This window comes from Halomonas organivorans (assembly GCF_014192055.1).
In the GTDB taxonomy this organism is placed as follows: domain Bacteria; phylum Pseudomonadota; class Gammaproteobacteria; order Pseudomonadales; family Halomonadaceae; genus Halomonas; species Halomonas organivorans.
Map to the genome: position 1 here is coordinate 163,294 of NZ_JACHXM010000005.1, position 24,464 is coordinate 187,757.

Below are 24,464 nucleotides of genomic sequence, written 5' to 3' on the forward strand. Positions count from 1 at the left end.
CCGCAGGAACGAGGTGTGCCTCATGGAGCTGGATCCTCTGCTGCTGTCGCGGCTGCAGTTTGCCTTCGTGGTGTCCTTCCACGCCATTTTCCCGGTCTTCACGATCGGGTTGGCGTCCTATCTGGCCGTGCTCAATGGCCTGTTCTATCGCACCGGCAACCAGGCCTGGGAGCGCCTGGCGATCTTCTGGACCCGGGTATTCGCCGTGGTGTTCGGCATGGGCGTGGTGTCGGGCATCGTGATGTCCTTCCAGTTCGGTACCAACTGGAGCAACTTCGCCCTGGCGGCGTCCAACTTCCTGGGCCCGATGCTCAGCTACGAGGTGGTCACCGCCTTCTTCCTGGAGGCCGCCTTCCTCGGCGTGCTGCTGTTCGGCCGTGGCAAGGTGCCGCAGGGCGTGCATCTCTTCGCCTCGATCATGGTCGCCGTCGGCACCTTCATCTCGGCGTTCTGGATCCTCGCCGCCAACAGTTGGATGCAGACCCCGGCGGGCACGGAACTGATCGATGGGCGTTTCCACGTCACCGACTGGAGCGAGGCGATCTTCAATGCCTCCTTCCCCTATCGATTCGCCCACATGGTCCTGGCGTCCTTCCTGACCGGCGGTTTCGTGGTTGCCGGGGTCAGTGCCTGGTACCTGCTGTTCGGCCGGGATCCCGCCGCCAATCGCAAGGCGTTTTCCATGTGCCTGTGGCTGCTGTTGGTGCTGGCGCCGGCCCAGGCGCTGGTGGGGGATGCCCATGGGCTCAATACCCTGGAACACCAGCCCACCAAGGTGGCGGCCATGGAGGGCAACTGGGAGACTCAGTCCCGCACGCCGCTGCTGCTGTTCGCCTGGCCCGACAAGACCGCTCAGGAGAATCGCCTGGAGCTCGGCATTCCGGGGCTCGCCAGCCTGATTCTGACCCATCACCTGGACGGCGAGGTGCCGGGACTCAGCGAGGTGCCGCCGGAGGAGCAGCCGCCGGTATGGCTGGTGTTCTGGTCGTTCCGAGTCATGGTCGCCATGGGCATGGCGATGATCGCCGCGGCCCTGATCGGACTGTGGCTGCGGGCCAAGGGCCGGCTGTATGACCACCGCGGCTTCCTGCAGTTCATGCGGCTGATGACGGTCGCGCCCTTCCTGGCGGTGCTCGCCGGCTGGTTCGTCACCGAGACCGGCCGTGCGCCCTGGCTGGTGTACGGCATCATGACCCAGGCCGAGGCGGTGACGCCGTCGCTGACCGGCGGCATGGCGCTGTTCAGCCTGATTGGCTACGGGCTGGTCTATGCCGTGGTGTTCTACGCCGGGATTCTCTACCTGACCCGGGTGGTGCGCCAGGGCATGCTGCCCGAGCCACCCCACGACGACGAGGTCGAGCGACCCAAGCGGCCGCTGTCCGCCGCCCACGTGCCCTTCGAGGACGCCGCCAACCAGCCGGGAAGGAGCTGAGACATGGAAATCTTCGATCTGACGCTGATCTGGGCCGGCATCATCGGCTTCGGCGTGATCATGTACGTGCTGATGGACGGCTTCGATCTGGGAGTGGGCATCCTGTTTCCCTTTGCCCCCGACGAGGACAGCCGCGATGTGATGATGAACTCGGTGGCGCCGATCTGGGACGGCAACGAGACCTGGCTGGTGCTCGGCGGGGCCGGGCTTCTGGCGGCTTTCCCGGTGGTCTACTCGGTGTTCCTGCCGGCGCTCTACATCGGGGTCTTCCTGATGCTGGCGGGGCTGATCTTCCGGGGCATCGCTTTCGAGTTCCGCTTCAAGTCGCACCGCAATCGCCACTGGTGGAACCGTGCCTTTTGCTGGGGCTCCACGGTGGCCGCCTTCGCCCAGGGGGCGGTGGTCGGTGCCTACATCCAGGGCTTCGCCGTCGAGGACTTCGTCTACGTGGGCGGCGCCCTGGACTGGCTGACGCCCTTCACCGTGCTCACCGGCCTCGGGCTGGTGGCCGGCTATGCGTTGCTCGGCGTCACCTGGTTGATCATGAAGACCGAGGGCCATATCCAGGAGTGGGCCTATCGGCTGGCGCCGCGCCTGCTGATCGCGGTGCTGGCGGTGTTCGCCATCATCAGCCTGTGGACGCCCTTCGTCGACGAGGCGGTGCGCGAGCGCTGGTTCGGCCATCTGTACCTGATCTGGATCTTCCCTGTGCTGGCGCTGCTCTGCGCCTACTGGCTGTGGCGCTCGGTGCAGGCGCGCCGCGAGGGCCAGCCGTTCATCGCCACCCTCGGAGTGTTCGTGTTCACTTACCTGGGGCTGGTGGTCAGCAAATGGCCGGTGATCGTGCCGCCGAACTACACCCTGTGGGACGTTGCCTCGGCGCCGGAATCGCAGCTCTTCCTGCTGCTCGGCATGCTGTTCGTGATTCCCATCGTGCTGGCCTACACCGCCTGGAGCTACTGGGTGTTCCGCGGCAAGGTCCGCGTGGGCGAGGGGTATCACTGAGACGATGGCGCAGGCATCGACATCGCGCGCCTGGCTTGCCGGCCTGGCGCGCGCCGAAAGAGGGCGGCTGGGCCTGGCCGTCGCCTGCGGCCTGGTCGCCGGCGTCAGCACCATGGCCCAACTGGCCCTGCTGGCCTGGCTGGTCACGGCGTTGCTGGTGGAGGGGAGGGAACTCACCTCGCTGGTGACCCCTTTTGCCGTCCTGGCCGGACTGATGGGGCTGCGCGCCCTGGCCCAGTGGGGGCAGGAAGCGGCCGGGCTCGCCGCCAGCCTGCGGCTTCGCCGGCGGGCCCGCGGCGAGCTGCTCGACCAGCTGGCACGGCTCGGTCCGGTCGGGGTCACCGGTCATCACAGCGCCAGTCTGGCCCATCGCGTGGTGGACCAGGTCGAGGCGCTCGACGGCTACGTGGCGCGCTACCTGCCGCAGCGCTATCTCGCCTTGCTGCTGCCGCTGGTGATCCTGGCGGTGGTGGCCTGGCTCGACTGGCTGGCGGCACTCTTCCTGCTGCTGGCTGCGCCCCTGATCCCGCTGTTCATGGCCCTGGTGGGCATGGGCGCCGAGCGGCTCAACGAGGAACAGTTCAATGCCGTGGCGCGGCTGTCGCGCCACTTCATCGACCGGGTGCGCGGCATCGCCACCCTGCAGCTGTTCGGCCGCACCGCGGCGGCCACCGACGAGGTCCACGCCGCCGCCGACGACTATCGCCGGCGTACCCTGCGCCCGCTGCGCCTGGCTTTTCTCTCCTCGGCGGTGCTCGAGTTCTTCGCTGCCGTGTCGATTGCCGTGGTGGCCATCTACGTGGGCTTCGGCCTGCTCGGTTACATCAGCTACGGCCCCGCCGACCAGCTGACGCTGTTCACCGGGCTGCTGGCGCTGCTGCTGGCGCCGGAATTCTTCCAGCCGCTGCGCAGCCTGGCCCAGCATTACCATGATCGGGCCTCGGCGCTGGGCGCCGCCGAGGGCATGGTGGCACTGCTGGAGGAAACCCCGCGGCGCAGCGGCCGTCCCTCCGCGCCGCCCCGTGCGGCGCGGGCGAGGGTCGAACTCGAGGCGATCACGGTGATGCATCCCGAGCGCGGCCGCGTGCTGGGGCCGCTGGACCTGACGCTGGCGCCTGGGGAAATGCTGGCGATCAGCGGGCCCTCGGGGGCCGGCAAGTCGACCCTGCTGCAGCTGCTGGCGGGGTTCCTCGACCCCGATTCCGGTGAGCGACGAACAGCACAGGGAATGGCCGTGGCGTGGATGGACCAGCGTCCGCTGCTGGTTCACGGCAGCCTGGCCGACAACCTGCGCCTGGCGGCCCCCGAGGCCGACGAGCGGGCGATGCGCCGAGCGCTCGATGCCGCCGGGCTCGGTCAACTGGTGGCCGGCCTGCCGGACGGGATCGAGACCCCGGTCGGCGAGCGCGGCGCGGGGCTATCCGGCGGCCAGGCCCAGCGGTTGGCGCTGGCGCGGATCTTCCTCTCCGAGGCAAGCCTTGTGCTGCTCGACGAGCCCACCGAGAGCCTCGATGCCGACAGCGAGGGACATGTGCTGGAGGCGCTCACGGCGCTGGCCGCCGAAGGGCGCAGCCTGGTCATCGCCAGCCACCGAGCCGCGCCGCTGGCGTATGCCGATCGCCACCTGGCACTGCGCGACGGGCGCCTGGAGGAGGTGGCCGATGGCTGAGCGACGCGGCGTGATCGCCACCCTGGCGCCTTGGCTACGCCTGCTCGGTCGGCGCCGCGGGCGGCTGGCGGCCGGTGCCGGCCTCATGTCGCTGGCCCTGGCCGCGGCGCTCGGCCTGCTGGCGCTGTCGGGCTGGTTTATCACCGCGACCGGCCTGGCGGGGCTGGCCCTGGCGGCGGGGGCCGCGCTGACGCTCGACGTCTATGTGCCGGGCGGCGGCATCCGTGGCTTCGCGGTGACTCGCACCGTGGCGCGCTACCTGGAACGGCTCTACAACCACGACACCATCCTGCGCCTGCTGGCCGACCTGCGCGGGCGCATGTTCGCCGTGCTGGCCGGACTCGACGGTCGCTCGTTGGCGCAGCGTCGGGCCAGCGACTGGCTGAATCGGCTCACTGCCGATATCGACACCCTGGACAGCCTGTTCCTGCGCCTGCTGGCCCCGGCGGCGGTGGCGCTGCTGGCAATCCTCGCGCTGGCCGGGTTCCTGGCGCTGTGGTCGCCGGCGGCGGGGCTGTCGGTGGCGAGCGTGCTCGGCGTTGCCTGGAGTTGGCTGACATGGGGCCAGGCGCGCCTGGGCCTTGCCGCCAGTCGGCGTCGGATCGCCGAACTGGAACGGCTGCGTGGCCGGCTGATTGAGCAGCTCCAGGGGCTCGCCGAGCTGGAGACCTACGGCAGCCTGGCGGCCCGGCGGCGGCATCTCGAGACCATCGAGGCACGCTTGTACGATGACCAGCGCCGATTGGGTCACTTCGCGGCACTGGGCTCGGCGCTGGCCGGGCTGGCCGTGGGACTCGGCTGGCTCTCGGCGCTGTGGCTGGGTGCCCTGGCCTGGCAGGCCGGAGCGCTGTCCGGCCCGCTGATGGTGATGATGCCGCTGGCAGTGATGGCGCTGAGCGAGGCGCTGGCCGCGCTCCCCATGGCCTTTACCCAGTTCGGGGCGACCCTGGCCGCCGCCGAGCGCCTCAATGCGCTGGACGATGCCCGGCGCGACGCCGCGCCCCAGACCGGGACGAGCCTGCCCGACGGGGCGCTGGCGCTATCCCTCGAGGAGGTCTCGCTGCGCTATCCTGGGGCCCTGAGCCCGGTGTTCGATGGCTTTTCCCTGGCCCTGGCACCCGGGGAACGAGTCGCGGTGCACGGCGTGTCGGGCAGCGGCAAGTCGAGCCTGGCGGCGCTGGCCACCGGCCAACTGGTGCCGGACGCGGGAGCCGTGGGGCTGGGCGGCCTGCCGCTGGCGGACATCGCTGCGCAGGATTTGGCCGACCGGGTGGCCTGCCTGACCCAGCACACCGAGCTGTTCGACGACAGCCTGGCCGCCAACCTGCGGCTCGCCGCGCCCGAGGCCGAGACATCCCGGCTGTGGGCCGTGCTCGCCACCGTGGAGTTGGCCGACTGGGCACAGGCCCTGCCTCGAGGACTCGATACCCGGGTGGGTGAGGGCGGTCGTCGCCTCTCCGGCGGCCAGGCGCGACGCCTCGCGCTGGCCCGGCTGCTGCTGCGCGGCCCGGGGCTGGTGATCCTCGACGAGCCGTTCGCCGGCCTCGACTCGGCACTCGCGGCGCGCATCGCCGAGCGGCTCGATGCCTGGCTCGCGGGGCGCAGCGTGCTCTACCTGGTGCACGAGCGTACGACCCAGGCGTGTCTGCCGGGCGTGTGCCGTTGGCAAGCGTTGGCGAACGGCGCCGAACCGGCCTTTGCGCCGCCGCCGGGAATCTTTCAGGATGGTGCAAAGCACTGACACGAGGTGAGCCATGCGGGATTTCCTCAAGGCCCTGCCCAAGGCCGAACTGCACCTGCATATCGAGGGCACCCTGGAGCCTGAACTGATGATGGCGCTGGCCGAGCGCAACGGCGTGCGCCTGCCCTACGCCTCGGTGGAAGAGGTGCGCGCCGCCTACGATTTCAGCGATCTGCAGTCCTTTCTGGACCTCTACTTCCAGGGCATGAGCGTGCTGCGTACCGCCCAGGACTTCGAGGACCTGGCGATGGACTACTTCCGCCGAGCCGCCGACGAGGGCGTGGTCCACGTGGAGCTGCACGTGGACCCTCAGGCGCACCTGGCGCGCGGCGTCGAGCTGGCCACGGTGATGGAGGGGCTGGGGCGTGCCCGGCGGCGCGCCGAACGCGAGCTCGACCTGTCCACGGCGATGATCCTGGCCTTCCTGCGTGACCGGCCCGCCGAGGAAGCGCTGGACCTGCTCGAGCGGGCCGCACCCTATTGGGAGACGCTGGACGCGGTGGGGCTCGACAGCGCCGAGGTCGGCAATCCGCCGGCCAAGTTCGCCGAGGCGTTCCGCCGCGCCAGCGCCCTCGGCCTGGCACGGGTCGCCCACGCCGGCGAGGAGGGCCCTCCGGACTATATCCGCGAGGCGCTGGACGTGCTCGACGTCTGCCGCGTCGACCATGGCGTGCGCTGCCTGGAGGACCCGACCCTGGTCGCCCGGCTGCGTGACGAGGCGATGGTGCTGACCGTCTGCCCGCTTTCCAACCTGCGCCTCAGGGTCGTCGAGCGGCTCGAGGACCATCCGCTGCCGGCGATGCTCGAGGCCGGCCTCAACCTGACCCTCAACTCCGACGATCCCGCCTACTTCGGCGGCGGCATGCTGGACAATTTCCTGGCCTGCCGGCGCGCCTTCGGCTGGTCCCGGGAAGTGTTCCTGGGGCTGGCCAGCAACGCCATCGAAGCCGCCTTCATGAGCGAAGCGCGCCGCGCCGAGCTGCGCGAGCGGCTCGCCGCCTGTCGCTGAGCCCCGCCGCTGGCACGGTGGCTCGCTATCGGGCCCCACGAAAAAGGGGCGGCTCTTGCGAGCCGCCCAAGTGGGTACCACACCCAATGACGAAACAGCGTGGCGGTCAGGCCGCGCGCTGGTGCACCCGTCGGCCGTCGGCCCAGGTGGCGTATACCGTGCGGTCGTCACCCAGCATCATCAGCGCGAACAGCGTCTCGGCGAGTGACTGACAGCGGGCGGTGCGCCGGGCCAGCAGCGGCGTGGCGGCGGGGTCGAGGACCACGATGTCGGCCTCGCCGCCCTCGCGCAGACGACCGATGCGGTCGTCCAGGTGCAGGGCGCGGGCGTTGCCCAGCGTCAGGCGGTAGAAGCCCTGCCAGGCGGTGAGCGGCTGGCCGAGTAGCTGGCCGACCTGGTAGGCGGCCTTGAGGGTCGCCAGCCCCGAGAGATCGGTGCCGGCGCCCACGTCGCTGGCGATGCTGGTGGCGAGGCCCATCTCACGGCAGGCCTGGCGGTCGAACAGCCCGCTGCCGAGGAACAGGTTGGACGTGGGACAGAAGGCGATGCTGGCGCCGGCATCGGCCAGCCGACGGCGCATGCCCTGGTCCAGGTGGATGCCGTGGGCGAAGGTGCTGCGTGGCCCGACGAGCCCGAAGTGCTCGTAGACCCCCAGGTAGTCCTGACACTCCGGGAACAGCTCGGCGACCCAGGCGATCTCGCCCTCGTTCTCGGAAAGGTGAGTCTGCAGGTGCAGGTCCGGGGCATTGCGCAGCACCGCGCCGGTGGCCTCGAGCTGCTCGCGGCTCGAGGTGGGGGCGAAGCGTGGCGTCAGGCTGTAGCCCAGACGGTCCTTGCCGTGCCAGTCGCCGATAAGCCGCTCGCTGTCGCGCAGCCCGCCCAGGGTGTCGTCGACCAGGGCCTCCGGGGCGTGGCGGTCCATCAGTACCTTGCCGGCCAGCATGCGCAGGCCGCGGGCCTTGGCGGCGGTGAAGAAGGCGTCCACCGAGCCGGGATGCGAGGTGCAGAACACCTGGGCGGTGGTGGTACCGGCGCGCAGCGTCTCGTCGAGGAAGGCCTCGGCTACCGACTCGGCGTGGGCGCGCTGGGCGAAGCGGCACTCTTCCGGGAAGGTGTAGTCGTTCAGCCAGTCGAGCAGCTGTCGGCCGTAGGAGGCCATGATGTCGAGCTGCGCATAGTGCACGTGGCTGTCGATGAAGCCCGGCATCATCAGCTTGTCCGAGTAGTCCACCACCTCGATGTCGGAGGGCAGGTGCGGGGCCAGCTCGGCGAAGTCGGCGACGGCGCGGATATGGCCGTCGACCAGCCAGATGGCACCGTCTTCCAGGTGGCGCACGCTGCCCGGCGCCGGGGCGTCGTCCTCGCCCGGGTCGGCGTCGAAGCTCAGCAGCGGGCCGCGCAGCACGCGCATGGGGGTACGGGGGTCGTTCATGAATCTCTCCAATCGGCGCCGGTCCGGCCGACGCAACGCGATGTTGGCTTCAAGGTCATGGATGCCGTGCGCCGGGGACAAGTCGGAGCGAGGGTTTTTTGCCATGCATGGCAAAAGTAGCGCCCATGGATGGGTCTACAGCGCCTCGCGATGCCTTGTCGCCGGCACAGCTCGGCGTCCGGACTCTCGATAACGGTTGTCCTCAGCGGGCTGGCGGGAACGCCTCGCGCAGGCTCTCCGGGGCGATGCCGCGCCGGTCGGGCCGTGCGTCGGCTGGCTTGAGCGTCAGCAGTTCGGCGGCCACCGCCAGGGCGATCTCGTAGGGCCGCTTGCCGTGGGCGCCGGGCACGCCGATCGGGCAGCGCACGCCGGCCAGGGCCGCTTCGTCGTGGCCGGCCTCGATGAGCCTACGGCGGAAGCTCGCCCACTTGCTGTCCGATCCGATCAGGCCGATCGAGGCGCAGTCGCCGCGGCGCAGCAGGGCGTCGACCAGGGCGCGATCCTCGGCGTGATCATGGGTCATCACCAGGGCATGGCAGCCGGCCGGCAGCGAGGCCACGGCAGCGGCCGCCTCGCGGCCCTCGGCGCCCATCACGAAGCGCCGATGGTGCAGGCGCTCGCGGTCGGTGCCGCCGTCGGGAAAGGCGTCCTCACGGCTGTCGAACCACAGCACGCGCCAGGGCAGCGGGGCCAGCACCTCGACCAGCGCCTGGCCGACGTGGCCGGCGCCGAACAGCGCCACGTCCATCTCGGCGCCGGCGAACAGCTCGATCAGCACGTGCACGTAGCCGCCGCAGCACTGGCCGGAACGTCCGCCCAGCGGGAAGGCCTCGAGCCGGGTGTCGGTGCGACCCGCGGCCAGCGCCTCGCGAGCCGCCTCGATGACCTGCAGCTCGAAGGTGCCGCCGCCCAGGGTGTCGTGGACGGCGTCCTCGGTGATCACCATCTTGGCGCCGGGCTCCCGCGGGGTGGAGCCGGCTACCCCCACCACGCTTGCCAGCGCGTGGGGGCGGGCCTGGCGCTGCAGGCGATCGAGCGCCGCGTGCCAGGGCTCAGGCCGGTTCATGGTCGGATCTCGCGGCGAGCGTCGGCTCGGCCTGGCGCAGGGCCTCGGCGGCCATCATCACCCGCTCCGGCGTGGCCGGGGTGTCCAGTGCCGGGCTGACCCGGTAGTCGGCCAGGCTCGCCAGGGCATCGCGCAGCGCCGACCATACCGAGATGCCGAGCATGAAGGGCGGCTCGCCGACGGCCTTGGAGCGGTAGATGCTGGCCTGGGAGTTGGGGTGGCCCTGCAGCAGCGAGACGTTGAAGGTCTCGGGCAGGTCGCCGAAGGCCGGGATCTTGTAGGTGGCCGGGCCATCGGAAACCAGCCTGCCGGCGTCGTTCCACTTGAGTTCCTCGCTGGTCATCCAGCCCATGCCCTGGATGAAGCCGCCCTCGATCTGGCCGATGTCGATGGCCGGGTTCAGGGACTCGCCGACGTCGTGGAGGATGTCGGCGCGGCTGACCCGGTACTCGCCGGACAGGGTGTCGACCTCCACCTCGGCCACGGCGGCGCCGTGGGCGTAGTAGTAGAAGGGGCGGCCGCGGCCGGTGGCGCGGTCGTAGTGGATAAGCGGGGTGGCGTAGAAGCCCTTCTCGGACAGCGAGACCCGCGCCATGTAGGCCTCCTGGACCAGCTCGCCCCAGGGGATGCGCGTCTCGGCCTCGCCGATGCCGGCCACCAGGTGACCGTCTTCCAGGCGCATGGCCTCGCGGTCGAGCCCGCCGGCCTCGCGGTCGAAGTGTGAGGCGGCGAAGTCGAACAGCCGCTCGCGCAGCTTGCTGGCGGCGTCGCGGGCGGCCTGGCCGTTGAGGTCGGCGCCGCTGGAGGCGGCGGTGGGCGAGGTGTTGGGCACCTTGTCGGTGCGGGTGGCGCTGATGCGCACCCGTTCGAGGTCGAGGCCCAGCTCGCGGGCCACCACCTGGCAGACCTTGGTGTGCAGGCCCTGGCCCATCTCGGTGCCGCCGTGGTTGATCATCACGCTGCCGTCGGTATAGACGAGCAGCAGGGCGCCGGCCTGGTTGAGGTGCTGGACGGTGAACGAGATGCCGAACTTCACCGGCGTCAGCGCCAGGCCCTTCTTGACGATCGGGCTCTTGGCGTTGAAGGCGGCGATCTCGCGGCGGCGATTCCAGTAGTCGCTGCTGGCCTCGAGCTGGCCGATCAGGTCGTGGAGCAGCGACAGCTGCTCGACCCGCTGCCCATAGTGGGTGATGTCGCGTGGCTTGCCGTTCGGATCCTTGGCGCGATAGAGGTTACGCTTGCGGATGGTCAGCGGGTCCTCGCCGAGGTGACGAGCGATGTCGTCCATGGCCCGCTCGATGATCATCATGCCCTGGGGGCCGCCGAAGCCGCGGAAGGCGGTGTTGGAGGCCTTGTGGGTCTTGGCCCGCTGGCCGGTCACTCGCGCGTCGCCCAGCGAGTAGGCGTTGTCGGCGTGGAACATGGCGCGGTCGACGATGGCGTCGGACAGGTCCGGCGAGTAGCCGCAGTCGCCGATCACGGTGATCTCGCCGCCGGCCAGCACGCCCTGGTCGTCGAAGCCCAGCCGATAGCGGTTATGGAACGGGTGGCGCTTGCCGGTGGCCCGGGAATCCTCGGCGCGGGGCAGGCGAAGCTTGGCGGCCCGGCCGGTGCGCCGGGCAATCAGCGCGGCGATGCACGCCCAGGGCGAGGCCTGGGTCTCCTTGCCGCCGAAGCCGCCACCCATGCGGCGCATCTCCATGGTCACCGCATGGAAGGGGATGTCGAGCACCTCGGCGACCAGCTTCTGGGTCTCGCTCGGGTGCTGGTTGGAGGTGTAGACCATCACCCCCTCGTCCTCGGTGGGCTGGACCAGGCAGGCCTGGCCCTCCAGGTAGAAGTGTTCCTGGCCGCCGACGAACTGCTCGCCCTCCAGCACGTGCGAGGCGTCCTGCAGGGCCTGGCGCCAGTCGCCGCGCTCGTGGGTGTGGGTGGGGCGCACGAAGTCGCCGCGCTCGGCCGCGGCCACCGGATCCAGCGAGGCCGGCTGCTCGTCGATCTCGACCACAGCTTCCTTGACCGCCAGGCGGGCGGCCCGATGGCTCTCCGCGGCGACCGCGAACAGGCACTGGCCGACGTAGCTGATCTCGTCGCTGGCGAAGATCGGGTCGCCCGGGAACACCGGGCCGATGTCGGTATGGCCGGGCACGTCGGCCAGGGTGATGACGTCTACCACGCCCGGGGCGGACCTGACCTTGTCCAGGTCCAGGCGGGTCAGGCGGCCGTGGGCCACCGGCGACAGGCCGAGGGCCACGTGCAGGGTGTCGGCCGGGCTCGGGATGTCGTCGATGTAGGCGGCGCGGCCGGTGACGTGCTTGACGGCGCTCTCGTGGGCACGGGAGCTGCCGGCGCCGCCCCGGGGATCGACGGTCTCGCGGGCCAGGGGGGCGTCGCCCTGGTTGCGCCGGGAGGTGTCTTGGGCAATGTCAGTGAGCGTACGCATCGAGAGTCACCTTGGTCGCAGAATCGTGGCTGTCGCTGTTGTTGTTGGCGGCCTGGCCGCCCTCGGCGGCGATCATCAGGCGCAGGCGTTCGAGCAGGTTGCCGGCGGCGACGCGGCGATATTCGGCGCTGCCGCGAACGTCGCTCATCGGGGTCAGTTCCTCGGCGAGCGCGGCGCGGGCGGCGGCGAAGGCCTCGGCGTCCGGAGCGCGACCCTCGAGGGCCGCCTCGGCGGCGGGGGCGCGGCGGGGAATCGCCGCCATGCCGCCGAAGGCCAGGTGAACGTCGCGCATCACGCCGTCTTCCAGTGTCCAGGCGAAGGCGGCCAGCACCGCAGAAATATCGTCCTCGCGCCGCTTGGACAGCTTCCATACCTTGAGATTAGCCCCCGCGGCCGGACGCGGCAGGAAGATCGCGGCGATGAACTCGTCGTCGGCCAGCGCCGTGCGCTTGTAGTCGAGGAAGAAGTCGGCCAGCGGCAGCTCTCGGACGCCGCGGGGCCCGTCGAGACGAACCCGAGCGTCGATGGCCAGCAGTACCGGCGGGGTATCGCCGATCGGTGAGGCGTTGGCAATGTTGCCGCCCAGGGTCGCCCGGTTGCGGATCTGCGATGAGGCAAAACGGTGCATCAGATGCTCGAAGGCCGGATAGGACTCGGCGAGCAGCGGCGTCAGCCGGGCCAGGGTGACGGCGGCGCCGATCCACCAGCCGTCGGCGGTCTCCTCGATGGCGTTCATTTCGGTGACCTGGCGCACGTCGATGATATCGGCGAGCGGCTTGAGCTGCTGGGTGGTTTCCAGCCACAGGTCGGTGCCGCCGGCCACCAGTCGCGCGGTGGGACGCTTGGCCTTGAGGGCGCGCAGGGCCTTGATGTCCTGGGGAGCCACGTAGTGACCCTCGGCGGCCGGCTCGCCGCTGCGCGGGCGGCGCAGCCAGGCGACGTTGCCGGCGAGTCCGGCATCCTCGGCCCAGGCCGGGTCGGCCGCCGGATAGTCGCCCATGCTGAGCGCCGCGTCACGAATCGGCCGATAGCCGGTGCAGCGGCACAGGTTGCCGCCCAGGGCCTCTTCCAGCCGTGCCTGGGTCAGCGGGGCAGGGTGGCGTCGCTGGTTCTCGTAGAGGGTGAACAGCGACATCACGATGCCGGGCGTGCAGAAGCCGCACTGGCTGCCATGACAGTCGACCATGGCGGCCTGGGCCGGGTGGAGGCGCTCGCCGGAGGCCAGGCCCTCCACGGTGACCAGATGGCAGCCGTCCAGCTGATGGGCCGGCGTGATGCAGGCGTTGGCGTTGTGGTAGACCAGCTCGCCGCCGGCGTCGGGCTCGCCGATCGCCACGGTGCAGGCGCCGCAGTCGCCGGAGGCGCAGCCTTCCTTGGTGCCGGTCTGGCCGATCCGGGTACGCAGCAGCTCGAGGATGCTGGTGTCGGCGGTCACGTCGCTGCAGCGCTGCCGCCTGCCGTTGAGATAGAAGTCGATCATGGTCGGCTCCGATTGTGGTTGTGTAGGCCGGTGGTCACGGGTTGAGTTGATTCTTGACCATGTGGTCAGCTTTGGCAAGTTCCTGCGGCAATTTTTTCGTTCCCGAGGCATCGAATTGCCTTGCTGCCGGCCTCTCAGGCACTCTTTGGCACCAGGATCGGTTCGAACAGCGAGGGCCCATGGCCAAGATAGACAGCAGTAGCGAGCAGGAAGGGGGCGCCATCCGGCGGCGCAACGAGCGGGCGATCCTGGCGGCGGCGGAGCGGGTCTTCGCCCGCCATGGCTATCGCGGTGCCAGCGTGCAGGAGATCGCCGAACAGGCGGGGCTGCCCAAGTCCAACGTGCTGTATTACATGGGCAGCAAGCGCAAGCTCTACGTGCGTCTGCTGGAACGGATGATGGAACGCTGGAACGCCATGCTCGACGACATTTCGGCGGAGGATGACCCGGCCGAGGTGCTGTCGGCCTTCATTCGCTCCAAGATGTTGATGTCGCGGCGCCATCCCGAGGGATCCCGGCTATTCGCCAGCGAGATCCTCGGCGGCGCCCCCTTCCTGCAAGAGTACCTGAGCGGGGAACTGCGCGACTGGGTGCAGAGCCGTGCGGCGGTGTTCCGCGAATGGGCCGAGCGGGGCCTGATGGACCCGGTCGACCCGGTGTGGCTGATCTTCCTGATCTGGTCCTCGACCCAGCACTATGCCGACTTCGAAGCCCAGGTGCTGGGCATCACTGGCCGCGAGGCGCTCTCCGACGAGGACCTGGAGCGAATCACCGAGTTCCTGACCCAGGTGGTGATCAAGGGCTGCGGGGTGAAGCACCCCGCAGCCCAGGCGCCGTCGGAACGGACCTCGCTTACTGAGCGGTGACCAGCAGTACCACCGCCAGTGCCGCGGAGACCCACATCGCGGGCTTGATCTCCTCGAGGCGTCCGGTGGCGGCCTTGATCAGCACGAAGCTCATGAAGCCGAAGGCGATGCCCAGGGTGATCGAGTAGGTCAGCGGCATCAGGATGATGGCCAGGAAGGCCGGAAAGGCCTGATCGAAGCGCTGCCAGTCGATCTTCGACACCGGTGCCATCATGAACAGCCCGACCAGCACCAGCGCCGGGGCGGTGGCGATGCTCGGTACCAGCGACAGCAGCGGCGACAGGAACAGGAACGGCAGGAACAGCAGCGCGATGACCACCGCCACCAGGCCGGTGCGCCCGCCCTGGGCCACGCCGGCTCCGGACTCGATGAAGGTCTGGGCGGCGCTGGTGCCAAGCGGTGCGGCGATCATCGAGGCGAAGGCATCCACCGTCATCGAGCGCTTCAGATTGCGCGGATTGCCGTCTTCATCCTTGAGGTTCGCCGACTCCGACAGCGCCATGAAGCAGGACAGGGCGTCGAAGAAGTTGGTGAACAGCATCACGAAGATGAACGGCAGGTAGGCGACCTTCAGCGCACCGAGGATGTCGACCTGCATGACGGCACCGAAATCCGGCCAGGCGGCCAGGCCGTTCCAGGCCACCATCACCTCGTCGCCCCACAACCGGCCCATGGGGGCGGCCATCAGGGTGGTCAGGGCGATACCCATGATCAGTGCGCCGTTGAAGCGCAGGATCACGAAGACCGCCGTGGCCACCAGGCCGAGGAAGAAGGTCGCCAGGTGCGCGTCCATGGTGCCCAGCGACACCAGGGTAGCGTTGCTGCCGACGATGAAGCCGGCGTTCTGCAGCCCGATGAAGGTGATGAACAGCCCGATGCCGCAGGTGATGGCGTAGCGCAGCGACGGCGGGATGGCGTCGATGATCGCGCGGCGCACGTTGAACACCGCGAGCACCGCGAACATCACCCCTGACCAGAAGACGCAGCCCAGCGCCACCTGCCAGGTCAGGCCCGCGCCGAGCACCAGGGTGTAGGTGAACAGCGCGTTCATGCCCATGCCCGGAGCGACCAGGATGGGGTTACGTGCGTAGAGGCCCATGGCCAGGCTGCTCATGAAGCTGATCAGTACCGTGGCGGAGAGGGCGGCGGAGAAGGGGATGCCGGCGTCGGAGAGCACGGCGGGGTTGACCACGATGATGTACATCCCGGCCAGGAAGGTGGCGATTCCGGCCAGGATTTCGGTTTTCAGCGTCGAGCCGCGTCGGGTGACGCCGAACCATCGGTCGAGGAGCGGCAGATCCTCCTGCTGAGAGGTGTCCGCGCGAAGCTCCCCGACGGGGCGGGTGGATGTCTGTTGCATGCCGATACCCTGTTGTTGTTGTGGGTGGTTGGAAGAAAATGTCATTTCCTGACCTTTTGGTCAAGATGCCGAGAGCCAAGGCTAGTCATCGCGTCACGGCGGGGCAAGCGCTGGTCATGCATCGGCATTCAACGAAGCAGAGTGGCCCCGATATTCGCAAAATGCGCGGTATCGCGGGCCCTGGAAGCGAAGATGAGCATGAAGCAAAGCGTTGACGAGCCCACCCTTGAAAGCTTGCCGATCGAGCCGCGACTGGCCGAAATCCGCGCCGCCATGGCGGCCCACCCTCGCGCCCTGCTGGTGGCGGAGCCGGGGGCGGGCAAGACCACCCGGGTGCCGCTGGCGCTGCTCGAGGCCGACTGGTGTCGCGGGCAACGGCTGCTGTTGCTCGAGCCCCGCCGGGTGGCCGCCCGGCTGGCGGCGGGGCACATGGCGGCGTCGCTGGGCGAGAAGGTGGGGCAGACGGTGGGCTACCGCATGCGCGGCGAATCCCGGGTCGGCCCCGCAACGCGCCTCGAGGTGGTCACTCAGGGCGTGCTGACCCGCATGCTTCAGGACGACCCGCTGCTCGAGGGCGTGGCCGGCGTGATCTTCGACGAGTTCCACGAGCGCAGCCTGGAGGCCGATCTGGGCCTGGCGTTGACCCTGGACACCCAGTCGGTGCGCGACGACCTGCGTCTGCTGGTGATGTCGGCGACCCTGGATGTGGCCTCGCTTACTGCGACACTCGGCGAGGCGACCCCGGTGATCGACTGCGAAGGGCGCCAGTTCCCGGTCACGACCCACCATCGGCCTGCCCGGCCTCGAGACGATGCGGTGCGCCATCAGGCGACAGTCGTCGCCGAGGCCCTGGCGTCGAACGGTGGCGACGCCCTGGTGATCCTGCCCGGGGTCGGCGAGATCCGTCGCCTGGCGAGGGCGCTTTGCGAGCGGTTTCCCGATGTTGCGGTTCACGAGCTCCATGGCCGCTTGCCGCTGGATGCCCAGCGTCGGGCGCTCACCGCGGATCCCGATGGGCGCCGCCGGGTGGTGCTGGCCACCGCCATCGCCGAATCGAGCGTCACCGTGCCGGGCGTGCGCATCGTGATCGACGCCGGCCGGGAGCGGCTGCCGGTGTTCCAGCCGCGCACCGGCCTGACGCGCCTCGAGACCCGGCGGGTCAATCGCGCCAGTGCCGACCAGCGTCGTGGGCGTGCCGGCCGGCAGGGGCCCGGGGCTTGCTACCGGCTGTGGGCCGAGGAGCAGCCGCTCTCCCCCGATCGCGAGCCGGAGATTCGTCAGGCCGATCTGGCGCCGCTGGCCTTCGAACTGGCGCGCTGGGGCATTACCGAGCCACGGTCGCTGACCTGGATCACGCCGCCGCCAAGTGGGGCGCTCGCCGCCGGGCGCGAGCTGCTGCGAGGGCTCGGAATGCTGGACGACGGACATCGGCTGACGGCGCTGGGTCGCGCCTGCGCTCGTTGGCCGACCCACCCACGACTGGCGGTGATGCTGGAGCGTGCCGGCGATCTCGATGCCCGGGGGCTGGCGTGCGGTCTTGCGGCGCTGCTCGAAGGGCGCGGCGCCGACGACGAGCGCGACCTGGCCGCCGCTCTCGAACGACGCATCGCGAACCCCGGCGAGGATCCTGCCTGGCGGCACGATGCCAAGCGCCTGTCGGAACGCATGGGATGCCGGCTCGCGGCGCCCAGCCTCGAGCCACTGGGCGAGCTGCTGGCATTGGCCTGGCCCGAGCGCATTGCCCAGCGGCTGGCGCCGGGGCGCTTCCGGCTGGCCGGCGGCGGGCAGGGCACCCTGCCCGAGTCCCACCCGCTGGCCCATGCCGAGCTGCTGGTGGCGGTGGCCCTGGACGGCGAGGGGGGCGGCGGGCGGATCTTCCGCGCCGCGGCCCTCGACGAGGCGAGGCTGACCGCGCTGCATCCGGAGGCTGGCCAGTGGCGGGATCGCCTCGAATGGTCCGAGGAGCGCGGGCGTCTGGTCGGCGAGCGCCGTCGCGGTCTCGGCGCGGTGGTGCTCGAGCGTCGGCCCCTCGAGGCCTTGCCGCCCGAGGCCGCCCAACGGGCGCTGCTCGAGGCGGTGCGCCGCCGCGGCCTGCCGTTTGACGCGGCCACCGAGCAGCTGCGCGCCCGGATCGCGCTGCTGCGTCGCGAGCTGGGTGATGCCTGGCCGGACTGGTCCGACGAGGCGCTGCTCGACGGTCTGGATACCTGGCTCGGCCCTTATCTGGCTGGGCTTTCCCGCCTCGGCGAGGTCGAGGCGCTGCCGTTCGCACGTATCCTGCGCGACGGCCTGGCCGGTGGCCAGTCGGCGCGGCTCGATGCGCTGGCGCCGACCCACCTGACGGTGCCTAGCGGCTCGCGAATCGCGCTGGACTATCGCCACGAAACGCCGGTGCTGGCGGTCAAGTTGCAGGAGGTGTTCGGCTGGCAGGCGGCACCGCGGCTGGTCGACGGCCGGGTCGCGCCGCTGCTGCACCTGCTGTCGCCGGCGCGGCGCCCGCTGCAGGTCACCGCGGACCTGGCGAGCTTCTGGGCCAATGGTTACCCGGAGGTGCGCAAGGACATGCGCGGTCGCTACCCCAAGCACCCCTGGCCGGAGGATCCGTGGAGCGCGGAAGCCACCGCGCGCACCAAGCGGCGTGGCTGAGGCGATGCAGGATGATCAGCCACGTCGGCGCAGCAGCGCCTTCTCCGCCTCGACGATCAGCAGCAGCAGCACGGCGCTGGCCAGGATCGCGGCCCAGTGGCCGAGGCCAAGCGGTCCGGCGCCGAACAGCCGCTGAAGGAGCGGCAGGTAGGTCCAGGCGAGCTGGATCGCGGCCACCAGGCCGATGGTCACCCAGACCGCCCGGCTGCCGAACAGGCCGCGGCGCGAGAGGATGCCGCGGGTCAGGCGGCGGCTGTTGATCAGGTAGGCGGCGCAGCCGGCCACCAGCATGTTGACGGCACCGGCGCGGGCCACGGTGATGTCGGCCGCCTGGAGGCCATGGATCCAGGCGAAGATGCCGTAGGTCGCCAGCAGCAGCAGGGCGGCGACGAAGCCCACCCGCCACAGCAGGAAGAGGTCGAGCAGGGCGGCGTCGGGGCGGCGCGGCGGACGCTGCATCAGGTCGGCCTCGCCGGGCTCGAAGGCCAGCGCCAGGCCCAGGGTCGCCGCCACCACCATGTTGACCCACAGTGCCTGGAGCGGCGTGACCGGCAGCAGCGAGCCCGACAGCACCGCCAGCATGATCGCCAGCCCCTGGGCGCCGTTGGTGGGCAGCAGGAAGGTGAGCGTCTTGCGGATGTTGTCGTGGACCTTTCGTCCCTCGCGCACCGCGGCGACGATGGTGGCGAAGTTGTCGTCGGCGAGCACTACCTCGGCCGCCTCCCGTGCTGCGGCGGTCCCCTGACGACCCATGGCCACGCCCACGTCGGCGCGCCTGAGTGCCGGGCCGTCGTTGACCCCGTCGCCGGTCATGGCGCAGATCTCGCCGTGGGATTGCTGGGCCTCGACCAGGCGCAGCTTGTGCTCGGGGCTGGTGCGGGCGAACACGTCGATCCGTCGCACGGCCTCGGCCAGGTCCGCCGCGGACATGGCGTCCAGCTCATGGCCGCTCAGCGCCCGGTCGGGTCGCGCGAAGCCCAGCTGCTTGGCGACGGCACGGGCCGTATCGGCGTGATCGCCGGTCACCATCACCGGGCGAATGCCGGCCGCCCGGCACTCCGCGACCGCGGTGATGGCCTCCTCACGGGGCGGGTCGAGCAGCCCTACCAGACCGAGCAACACGAGTCCCCGCTCGGCATGCGCTTCGCTCAGCTCCCCTGGATCGTGCACCGGCTTCTCGGCCAGGGCCAGGACCCTAAGGCCCCGGGATGACAAGGCCCTCAGGCGTGCCTCCCAGAGTGGTCGATCCAGTTCGACCTCGCCCGATTCGGCTCGCACCCGTTGGCACATCGTCAGCAGCCGGTCCGGGGCACCCTTGACCAGCAGCCAGGGGGCGCCGTCGATGCGGTGGAGGGTCGCCATGTAGCGTCGCTCCGAGGCGAAGGGGATGGCATCGTGACGATCGTGCTCGTCGCGTATTCCGCCCACCGTCAGGCCAGCCTTGGCGGCGGCCACCACCAGGGCGCCCTCGGTGGGGTCGCCGTGGATGCGCCATTCGCCGGCGTCCTCTACCAGCTCGGCGTCGTTGCACAGCACGCCGACCCTGAGGAAATGGCGCAGCGTCGGGTGATCGTCGACCCGCAATGGCTCGAGTAGCGAGTCGTCATCCGCGACCGCATGCAGCGCGCCGTGCGGTGCATAGCCCACGCCGTGGAGGCGAATTTCCCCTTCCGGGAGCCAGATCGTGCGCGCGGTCATCTCGTTGCGGGTCAGGGTGCCGGTCTTGTCGGTGAAGATGGTCGAGACCGCGCCGAGGGTCTCCACCGCCGGCAGGCGACGGACGATGGCATGGCAGCGGGCCATGGCCTGGACGCCCAGGGCCAGGCCGATGGTGACGATGGCGGGGAGCCCCTCGGGAATGGCGGCCACCGCCAACCCCACTGCGGCCATGAACATCTCCGGCCAGGGGCTGTCGTGGATCAGGATGCCCGCGAGTGCCGTGGCCACCGCGCTGGCCAGGATCACCCCGGCCAGCACCCGACCGGCGCGGTCGAGCTGGCGCAGCAGCGGCGTGCGCAGCTTCTCGACGCCGCCGAGCAGGGTCGAGATGCGGCCCAGTTCGGTGGCCGTCCCCGTGGCCACGACCACGCCCCGGGCGCTGCCCTGGGCCACCAGGGTGCCGGCATAGGCCATGCTGGCACGGTCGCCGAGCTCGGCATCCGTCGCCACCGGTGCGATGTCCTTGTCCACCGCCACGGACTCGCCGGTGAGGGCGGCTTCCTGGTGGCGCAGGCGCCGGGCTTCCAGCAGGCGCAGGTCGGCGGGCACCCGGTCGCCGCTCTCCAGCAGCACGATGTCCCCCGGGACCAGCATTTCGGCGTCGATCTCGGTGCGCCTACCGTCGCGTAACACCTGGGCGCGGGGGGAGAGCATGTCGTGGATGCGGGCCAGGGCCTGCTCTGCCCGGCCCTCCTGGAGGAAGCCGATCAGCGCGATGATGGTCACCACGCCGACAATGGCCAGGGTATCCAGGGTCTCGCCCAGGGCCAGGCTGATCGCGGCGGCGGTCAGCAGGATCGCCACCAGCAGGTTGGCGAGCTGGGCGAGCAGCCGCCGCCAGGCTGGGCGCGGGCGGGCCCGGGGCAGGGCATTGGGACCGACCCGGGCCAGGCGCGCCCTGGCCTCGGTGTCGGCGAGGCCGCTGGAAGAGGTCTGCAGGCGCGTTAGCGCCTGCTCGGCGGGCAAGGCATGCCAGTCGGGGTGAGTGGGGTGACGACCGACGTCCATGCGCCGTGCCTCCCGGAGCCGGGGCGTTGGCAATGACTATGCGGCGGCACCGTGTCGACGGCAAGATCGGGGCGAGATCCGCTATCATCGGCGGGACCATGCTTGAACGGGATCACTATCAGATGACCGACGCCAAATCCTGCCCCTGCGGCAGCGGCCGGACGCTCGACGACTGCTGCGGCCTCCATCATCAAGGGCTGCCGGCCCCGACGCCCGAGGCGCTGATGCGATCTCGCTACAGCGCCTTCGCCCTGGGCCTCGTCGACTACCTGTTGAAGAGCTGGGCGGCCGAGACGCGGCCGGCGTCTCTCCCGGATGACGACCCGACGCAGTGGATGCGCCTGGAGATCCTCGATCACGGCGAGTCGGGTGACGAGGGCACCGTGCACTTTCGCGCCACCTTTCGCGAGGGCCGGCGTTGGGGTGCGCTGGAGGAGCGCTCGCGCTTTCGCCGCGAGCAAGGCCGCTGGGTCTACGTGGACGGCGAGCCCTCGGTGACGCGCCTCAAGCCGGGACGCAACGAGCCCTGCCCGTGCGGCAGCGGCAAGAAGGGCAAGGCCTGCTGCGTGCGCGGCTAAAGCCCTTTTTGGCCGGACCGCCGGCATGAAACAAAGCAGCCCCGCCGGTATTGCCGGCGGGGCTGTCTCTTCTTACAGCTTCAAGCTCATGGCTTAAAGCTCCCGGGCGAAGCCCGGGCTCAGAGTGTCATGGCGGCGAGCCAGCCGAAGGCGATCAGCGGGATGTTGTAGTGCAGGAAGGTGGGCACCACGCTGTCCCAGATATGGTCGTGCTGGCCGTCGGCGTTGAGGCCGGCGGTGGGGCCGAGGGTCGAATCCGAGGCCGGGGAGCCGGCGTCGCCCAGGGCGGCGGCGGTACCGACCAGGGCGATGGTGGCCATCGGCGAGAAGCCGAAGTTGATGGCCAACGGCACGTAGAGCGAGGCAATGATCGGGATGGTCGAGAACGACGAGCCGATGCCCATGGTGATGAACAGGCCGACCAGCAGCATGATCAGCGCGGCCAGGCCCTTGTTGTCGCCGATCAGGGCGGCGGAGCTCTCGACCAGGGTCTCCACCTGGCCGCTGGCCTGCATGACGCTGGCGAAGCCGGCCGCCGAGATCATGATGAAGCCGACCAGCGCCATCATGCGCATGCCTTCGGTGAAGATGTCGTCCTGCTCGTGCCAGTGGAAGACGCCGCTGACCGAGAGTACGGCGAAGCCGAACAGGCCGCCCAGCACCATGGACCCGCTCATCAGCTGTACCACCACGGTGCCGACCAGGGACAGGCCGAGCACCGCCATCTGCCAGGGCTTGAGGTGGCCGGCGGCCTCGGCGGGCGTCTCGTCGCCGTGGGCCAGGTCGCGGTCTTCGTAGTCGCGACGGCGGCGGTAGCTGAGCAGGATCGCCACCACCAGGCCGATCGCCATGCCGCCGATCGGCACGATCATCGCCATGGGCACCATGGCGGCGGTGACGTCCAGGCCGTTGTCGTTGAGGTTGGTCAGCAGGATGTCGTGGAGGAAGATCGAGCCGAAGCCCACCGGCAGCAGCATGTAGGGCGCGGTGATGCCGAAGGTGATCACGCAGGCCACGGCGCGTCGGTCGAGCTTCAGGTGGTTCATCAGCTTGAGCAGCGGCGGCACCAGCACCGGGATGAAGGCGATGTGCACCGGGATCAGGTTCTGGGAACTGATCGCAAAGGCCAGCAGCACGCCGAGCAGGGTGAAGACGATGGTGCGGCGGTGGGGAATGCCCTCGTCCAGGTGCAGGCCGGCGATGGCTTTCTGGGACAGCAGCTGTGTGATGCCGGAGCGCGACAGGGCCACGGCGAAGGCGCCGAGCACGGCGTAGGAGATGGCCACGGTAGCGCCGTTGCCCAGGCCGTCGTTGAAGGCGTCCATGATCTCGCCGATCGGCATGCCGGCGTAGAGGCCGCCGACCAGGGTGGCGGCGATCAGCGCGAAGACCACGGACACCCGCATCAGGCTCAGGGTGACCATGACCAGGATGGCAAGCACGATGGCGTTCATGAGGTTTCCTTGCGGGAGTGTCGAGGGTATGGGCGGAAAACGAAGCGCCCATTGTAGTCATCTGATCCCTCGACGCCAGGAAACCGGGGCCGCCGGCCCGTTGCGAGCCGGCGGCGGGGCTCACAGCGTCATGGCAGCGAGCCAGCCGAAGGCGATCAGCGGGATGTTGTAGTGCAGGAAGGTGGGCACCACGCTGTCCCAGATGTGGTCGTGCTGGCCGTCGGCGTTGAGGCCGGCGGTGGGGCCAAGGGTCGAATCCGAGGCCGGGGAGCCGGCGTCGCCCAGGGCGGCGGCGGTACCGACCAGCGCAACGGTGGCCATCGGCGAGAAGCCGAAGTTGATGGCCAACGGCACGTAGAGCGAGGCGATGATCGGGATGGTCGAGAACGACGAGCCGATGCCCATGGTGATGAACAGCCCGACCAGCAGCATGATCAGCGCCGCCAGGCCCCTGTTGTCGCCGATCAGCGCCGTGGAGGTGGTGACCAGGCTTTCCACCTCGCCGCTGGCCTGCATGACGCTGGCGAAGCCCGACGCCGAGATCATGATGAAGCCGACCAGCGCCATCATGCGCATGCCTTCGGTGAAGATGCCGTCCTGCTCGTGCCAGCGAAACACGCCGCTGACCGAGAGCACGGCGAAGCCGAAGATGCCGCCCAGCACCATGGAACCGGTGACCAGTTGGGTGGCTACGGTGCCGCCCAGGGCGATGGCCAGCACGCCGAGCTGCCAGGGCTTTAGGTGGCCGGCGGCCTGGACCTGGCTCTCGTCGCCGTGAGCCAGGTCCAGGTCGCGATACTCGCGCTTGCCGCGGTAGCTGAACAGCACCGCGGTGGCCAGGCCCAGCGCCATGCCGCCGATCGGCACGATCATCGCCGTGGGCACCATGCCCGGCGTCACCGACAGGCCCAGCGAGGCGCCAGCCTCGTTGAGGTTGGCCAGCAGGATGTCGTGGAGGAAGATCGAGCCGAAGCCCACCGGCAGCAGCATGTAGGGCGCGGTGATGCCGAAGGTGATGACGCAGGCCACGGCGCGGCGGTCGAGCTTCAGGTGGTTCATCAGCTTGAGCAGCGGCGGCACCAGCACCGGGATGAAGGCGATGTGCACCGGGATCAGGTTCTGGGAACTGATCGAGAAGGCCAGCAGCGCGCCGAGCAGGGTGAGGGCGATCGTCTTGCGATGAGGGATGCCCTCGTCGAGCTTGAGCCTGCCGATGGCCCTGGCGGAGAGCAGCTCGGTGACGCCGGAGCGTGACAGGGCCACGGCGAAGGCGCCGAGCACGGCGTAGGAGATGGCCACGGTGGCGCCGTTGCCCAGGCCGTCGTTGAAGGCGCTCATGATCTCGCCGATCGGCATGCCGGCGTAGAGGCCACCGACCAGGGACGCGGCAATCAGGGCGAAGACCACGGAAACGCGGGCGAGACTGAGCACGACCATCACCAGGATGGCCAGGACGACTGCATTCATGGAAGGTCCTTGTGGAGCGGATTGTTGTTGGAAGAGCGAGCCGCCCGCCCTCCCGCCGTGGTCGGGAGGGCGAGCGGTCGAGCGCCAGC

At 70.0% G+C, this 24,464-nt stretch carries 16 protein-coding genes; 8 read left to right on the forward strand and 8 right to left on the reverse strand.

Translation table 11 applies throughout. From position 1 onward, the window contains the following. Positions 1–22 precede the first annotated feature (22 nt). The 5 genes from FHR96_RS07680 to FHR96_RS07700 are packed head-to-tail and all read left to right on the forward strand — an operon-like array spanning position 23 to position 6,856. A complete protein-coding gene (locus FHR96_RS07680; RefSeq protein WP_183387083.1) occupies positions 23–1,432 on the forward strand; it encodes a cytochrome ubiquinol oxidase subunit I in 1,410 nt (469 codons plus the stop codon). 3 nt (positions 1,433–1,435) lie between these two features. After that, positions 1,436–2,437, forward strand: coding sequence for a cytochrome d ubiquinol oxidase subunit II (cydB, locus tag FHR96_RS07685; protein WP_183387084.1), 1,002 nt, complete (start codon positions 1,436–1,438; stop codon positions 2,435–2,437). A 4-nt stretch (positions 2,438–2,441) separates the two neighbouring features. Continuing rightward, positions 2,442–4,106, forward strand: coding sequence for a thiol reductant ABC exporter subunit CydD (gene cydD, locus FHR96_RS07690; RefSeq protein ID WP_183387085.1), 1,665 nt, complete (start codon positions 2,442–2,444; stop codon positions 4,104–4,106). Then, positions 4,099–5,847, forward strand: a complete 1,749-nt coding sequence (gene cydC / locus FHR96_RS07695; RefSeq protein ID WP_183387086.1) for a thiol reductant ABC exporter subunit CydC — start codon at positions 4,099–4,101, stop codon at positions 5,845–5,847. The genes cydD and cydC overlap by 8 nt, the downstream gene beginning before the upstream one ends. A gap of 13 nt (positions 5,848–5,860) precedes the next feature. After that, a complete protein-coding gene (locus FHR96_RS07700) occupies positions 5,861–6,856 on the forward strand; it encodes an adenosine deaminase (protein ID WP_183387087.1) in 996 nt (331 codons plus the stop codon). Between the two features lie 106 nt (positions 6,857–6,962). On the opposite strand, the gene guaD is transcribed toward FHR96_RS07700, so the two are convergent. The 4 genes from guaD to xdhA form a co-directional block, all read right to left on the reverse strand. Then, the gene (gene guaD / locus FHR96_RS07705; RefSeq protein WP_183387088.1) at positions 6,963–8,288 is read right to left on the reverse strand and encodes a guanine deaminase; all 1,326 of its coding nucleotides are present in this window, start codon (positions 8,286–8,288) and stop codon (positions 6,963–6,965) included. 202 nt (positions 8,289–8,490) lie between these two features. Continuing rightward, positions 8,491–9,354, reverse strand: a complete 864-nt coding sequence (gene xdhC / locus FHR96_RS07710; RefSeq protein ID WP_183387089.1) for a xanthine dehydrogenase accessory protein XdhC — start codon at positions 9,352–9,354, stop codon at positions 8,491–8,493. Next, positions 9,341–11,797 carry a xanthine dehydrogenase molybdopterin binding subunit gene (xdhB, locus tag FHR96_RS07715; protein WP_183387090.1) on the reverse strand — a complete coding sequence of 819 codons (2,457 nt, stop codon included), beginning with the start codon at positions 11,795–11,797 and terminating at the stop codon, positions 9,341–9,343. The genes xdhC and xdhB overlap by 14 nt, the downstream gene beginning before the upstream one ends. Continuing rightward, positions 11,781–13,277: a xanthine dehydrogenase small subunit gene (gene xdhA / locus FHR96_RS07720; protein ID WP_183387091.1), complete on the reverse strand. Its 1,497-nt coding sequence runs from the start codon at positions 13,275–13,277 to the stop codon at positions 11,781–11,783. The genes xdhB and xdhA overlap by 17 nt, the downstream gene beginning before the upstream one ends. A 179-nt stretch (positions 13,278–13,456) precedes the next feature. Between xdhA and FHR96_RS07725 the strand changes: the two genes are divergently transcribed. Continuing rightward, a complete protein-coding gene (locus tag FHR96_RS07725; RefSeq protein ID WP_183387092.1) occupies positions 13,457–14,143 on the forward strand; it encodes a TetR/AcrR family transcriptional regulator in 687 nt (228 codons plus the stop codon). On the opposite strand, the gene FHR96_RS07730 is transcribed toward FHR96_RS07725, so the two are convergent. Next, positions 14,130–15,503: an NCS2 family permease gene (locus tag FHR96_RS07730; protein WP_183387093.1), complete on the reverse strand. Its 1,374-nt coding sequence runs from the start codon at positions 15,501–15,503 to the stop codon at positions 14,130–14,132. The two genes, FHR96_RS07725 and FHR96_RS07730, sit on opposite strands and share 14 nt — an antisense overlap. Before the next feature lie 192 nt (positions 15,504–15,695). On the opposite strand from FHR96_RS07730, the gene hrpB reads away from it, so the two are divergent. After that, positions 15,696–18,149, forward strand: a complete 2,454-nt coding sequence (gene hrpB / locus FHR96_RS07735) for an ATP-dependent helicase HrpB (RefSeq protein WP_246392849.1) — start codon at positions 15,696–15,698, stop codon at positions 18,147–18,149. Between the two features lie 15 nt (positions 18,150–18,164). On the opposite strand, the gene FHR96_RS07740 is transcribed toward hrpB, so the two are convergent. Further along, on the reverse strand, positions 18,165–20,876 hold the full coding sequence (locus tag FHR96_RS07740) for a cation-translocating P-type ATPase (protein ID WP_183387094.1): 2,712 nt from the start codon (positions 20,874–20,876) through the stop codon (positions 18,165–18,167). Positions 20,877–20,998: 122 nt separating this feature from the next. Here FHR96_RS07740 and FHR96_RS07745 point away from each other — a divergent pair, with 122 nt between their 5' ends. Then, on the forward strand, positions 20,999–21,454 hold the full coding sequence (locus FHR96_RS07745) for a YchJ family protein (RefSeq protein WP_183387095.1): 456 nt from the start codon (positions 20,999–21,001) through the stop codon (positions 21,452–21,454). A gap of 119 nt (positions 21,455–21,573) precedes the next feature. On the opposite strand, the gene FHR96_RS07750 is transcribed toward FHR96_RS07745, so the two are convergent. Both FHR96_RS07750 and FHR96_RS07755 read right to left on the reverse strand, forming a co-directional pair. Next, complete coding sequence (locus FHR96_RS07750) at positions 21,574–22,908, reverse strand: Na+/H+ antiporter family protein (RefSeq protein WP_183387096.1); 1,335 nt, start codon at positions 22,906–22,908, stop codon at positions 21,574–21,576. A 120-nt stretch (positions 22,909–23,028) separates the two neighbouring features. Continuing rightward, entirely contained in the window at positions 23,029–24,375 is a 1,347-nt protein-coding gene (locus FHR96_RS07755; protein ID WP_183387097.1) for a Na+/H+ antiporter family protein, read from the reverse strand. Positions 24,376–24,464 lie beyond the last annotated feature (89 nt).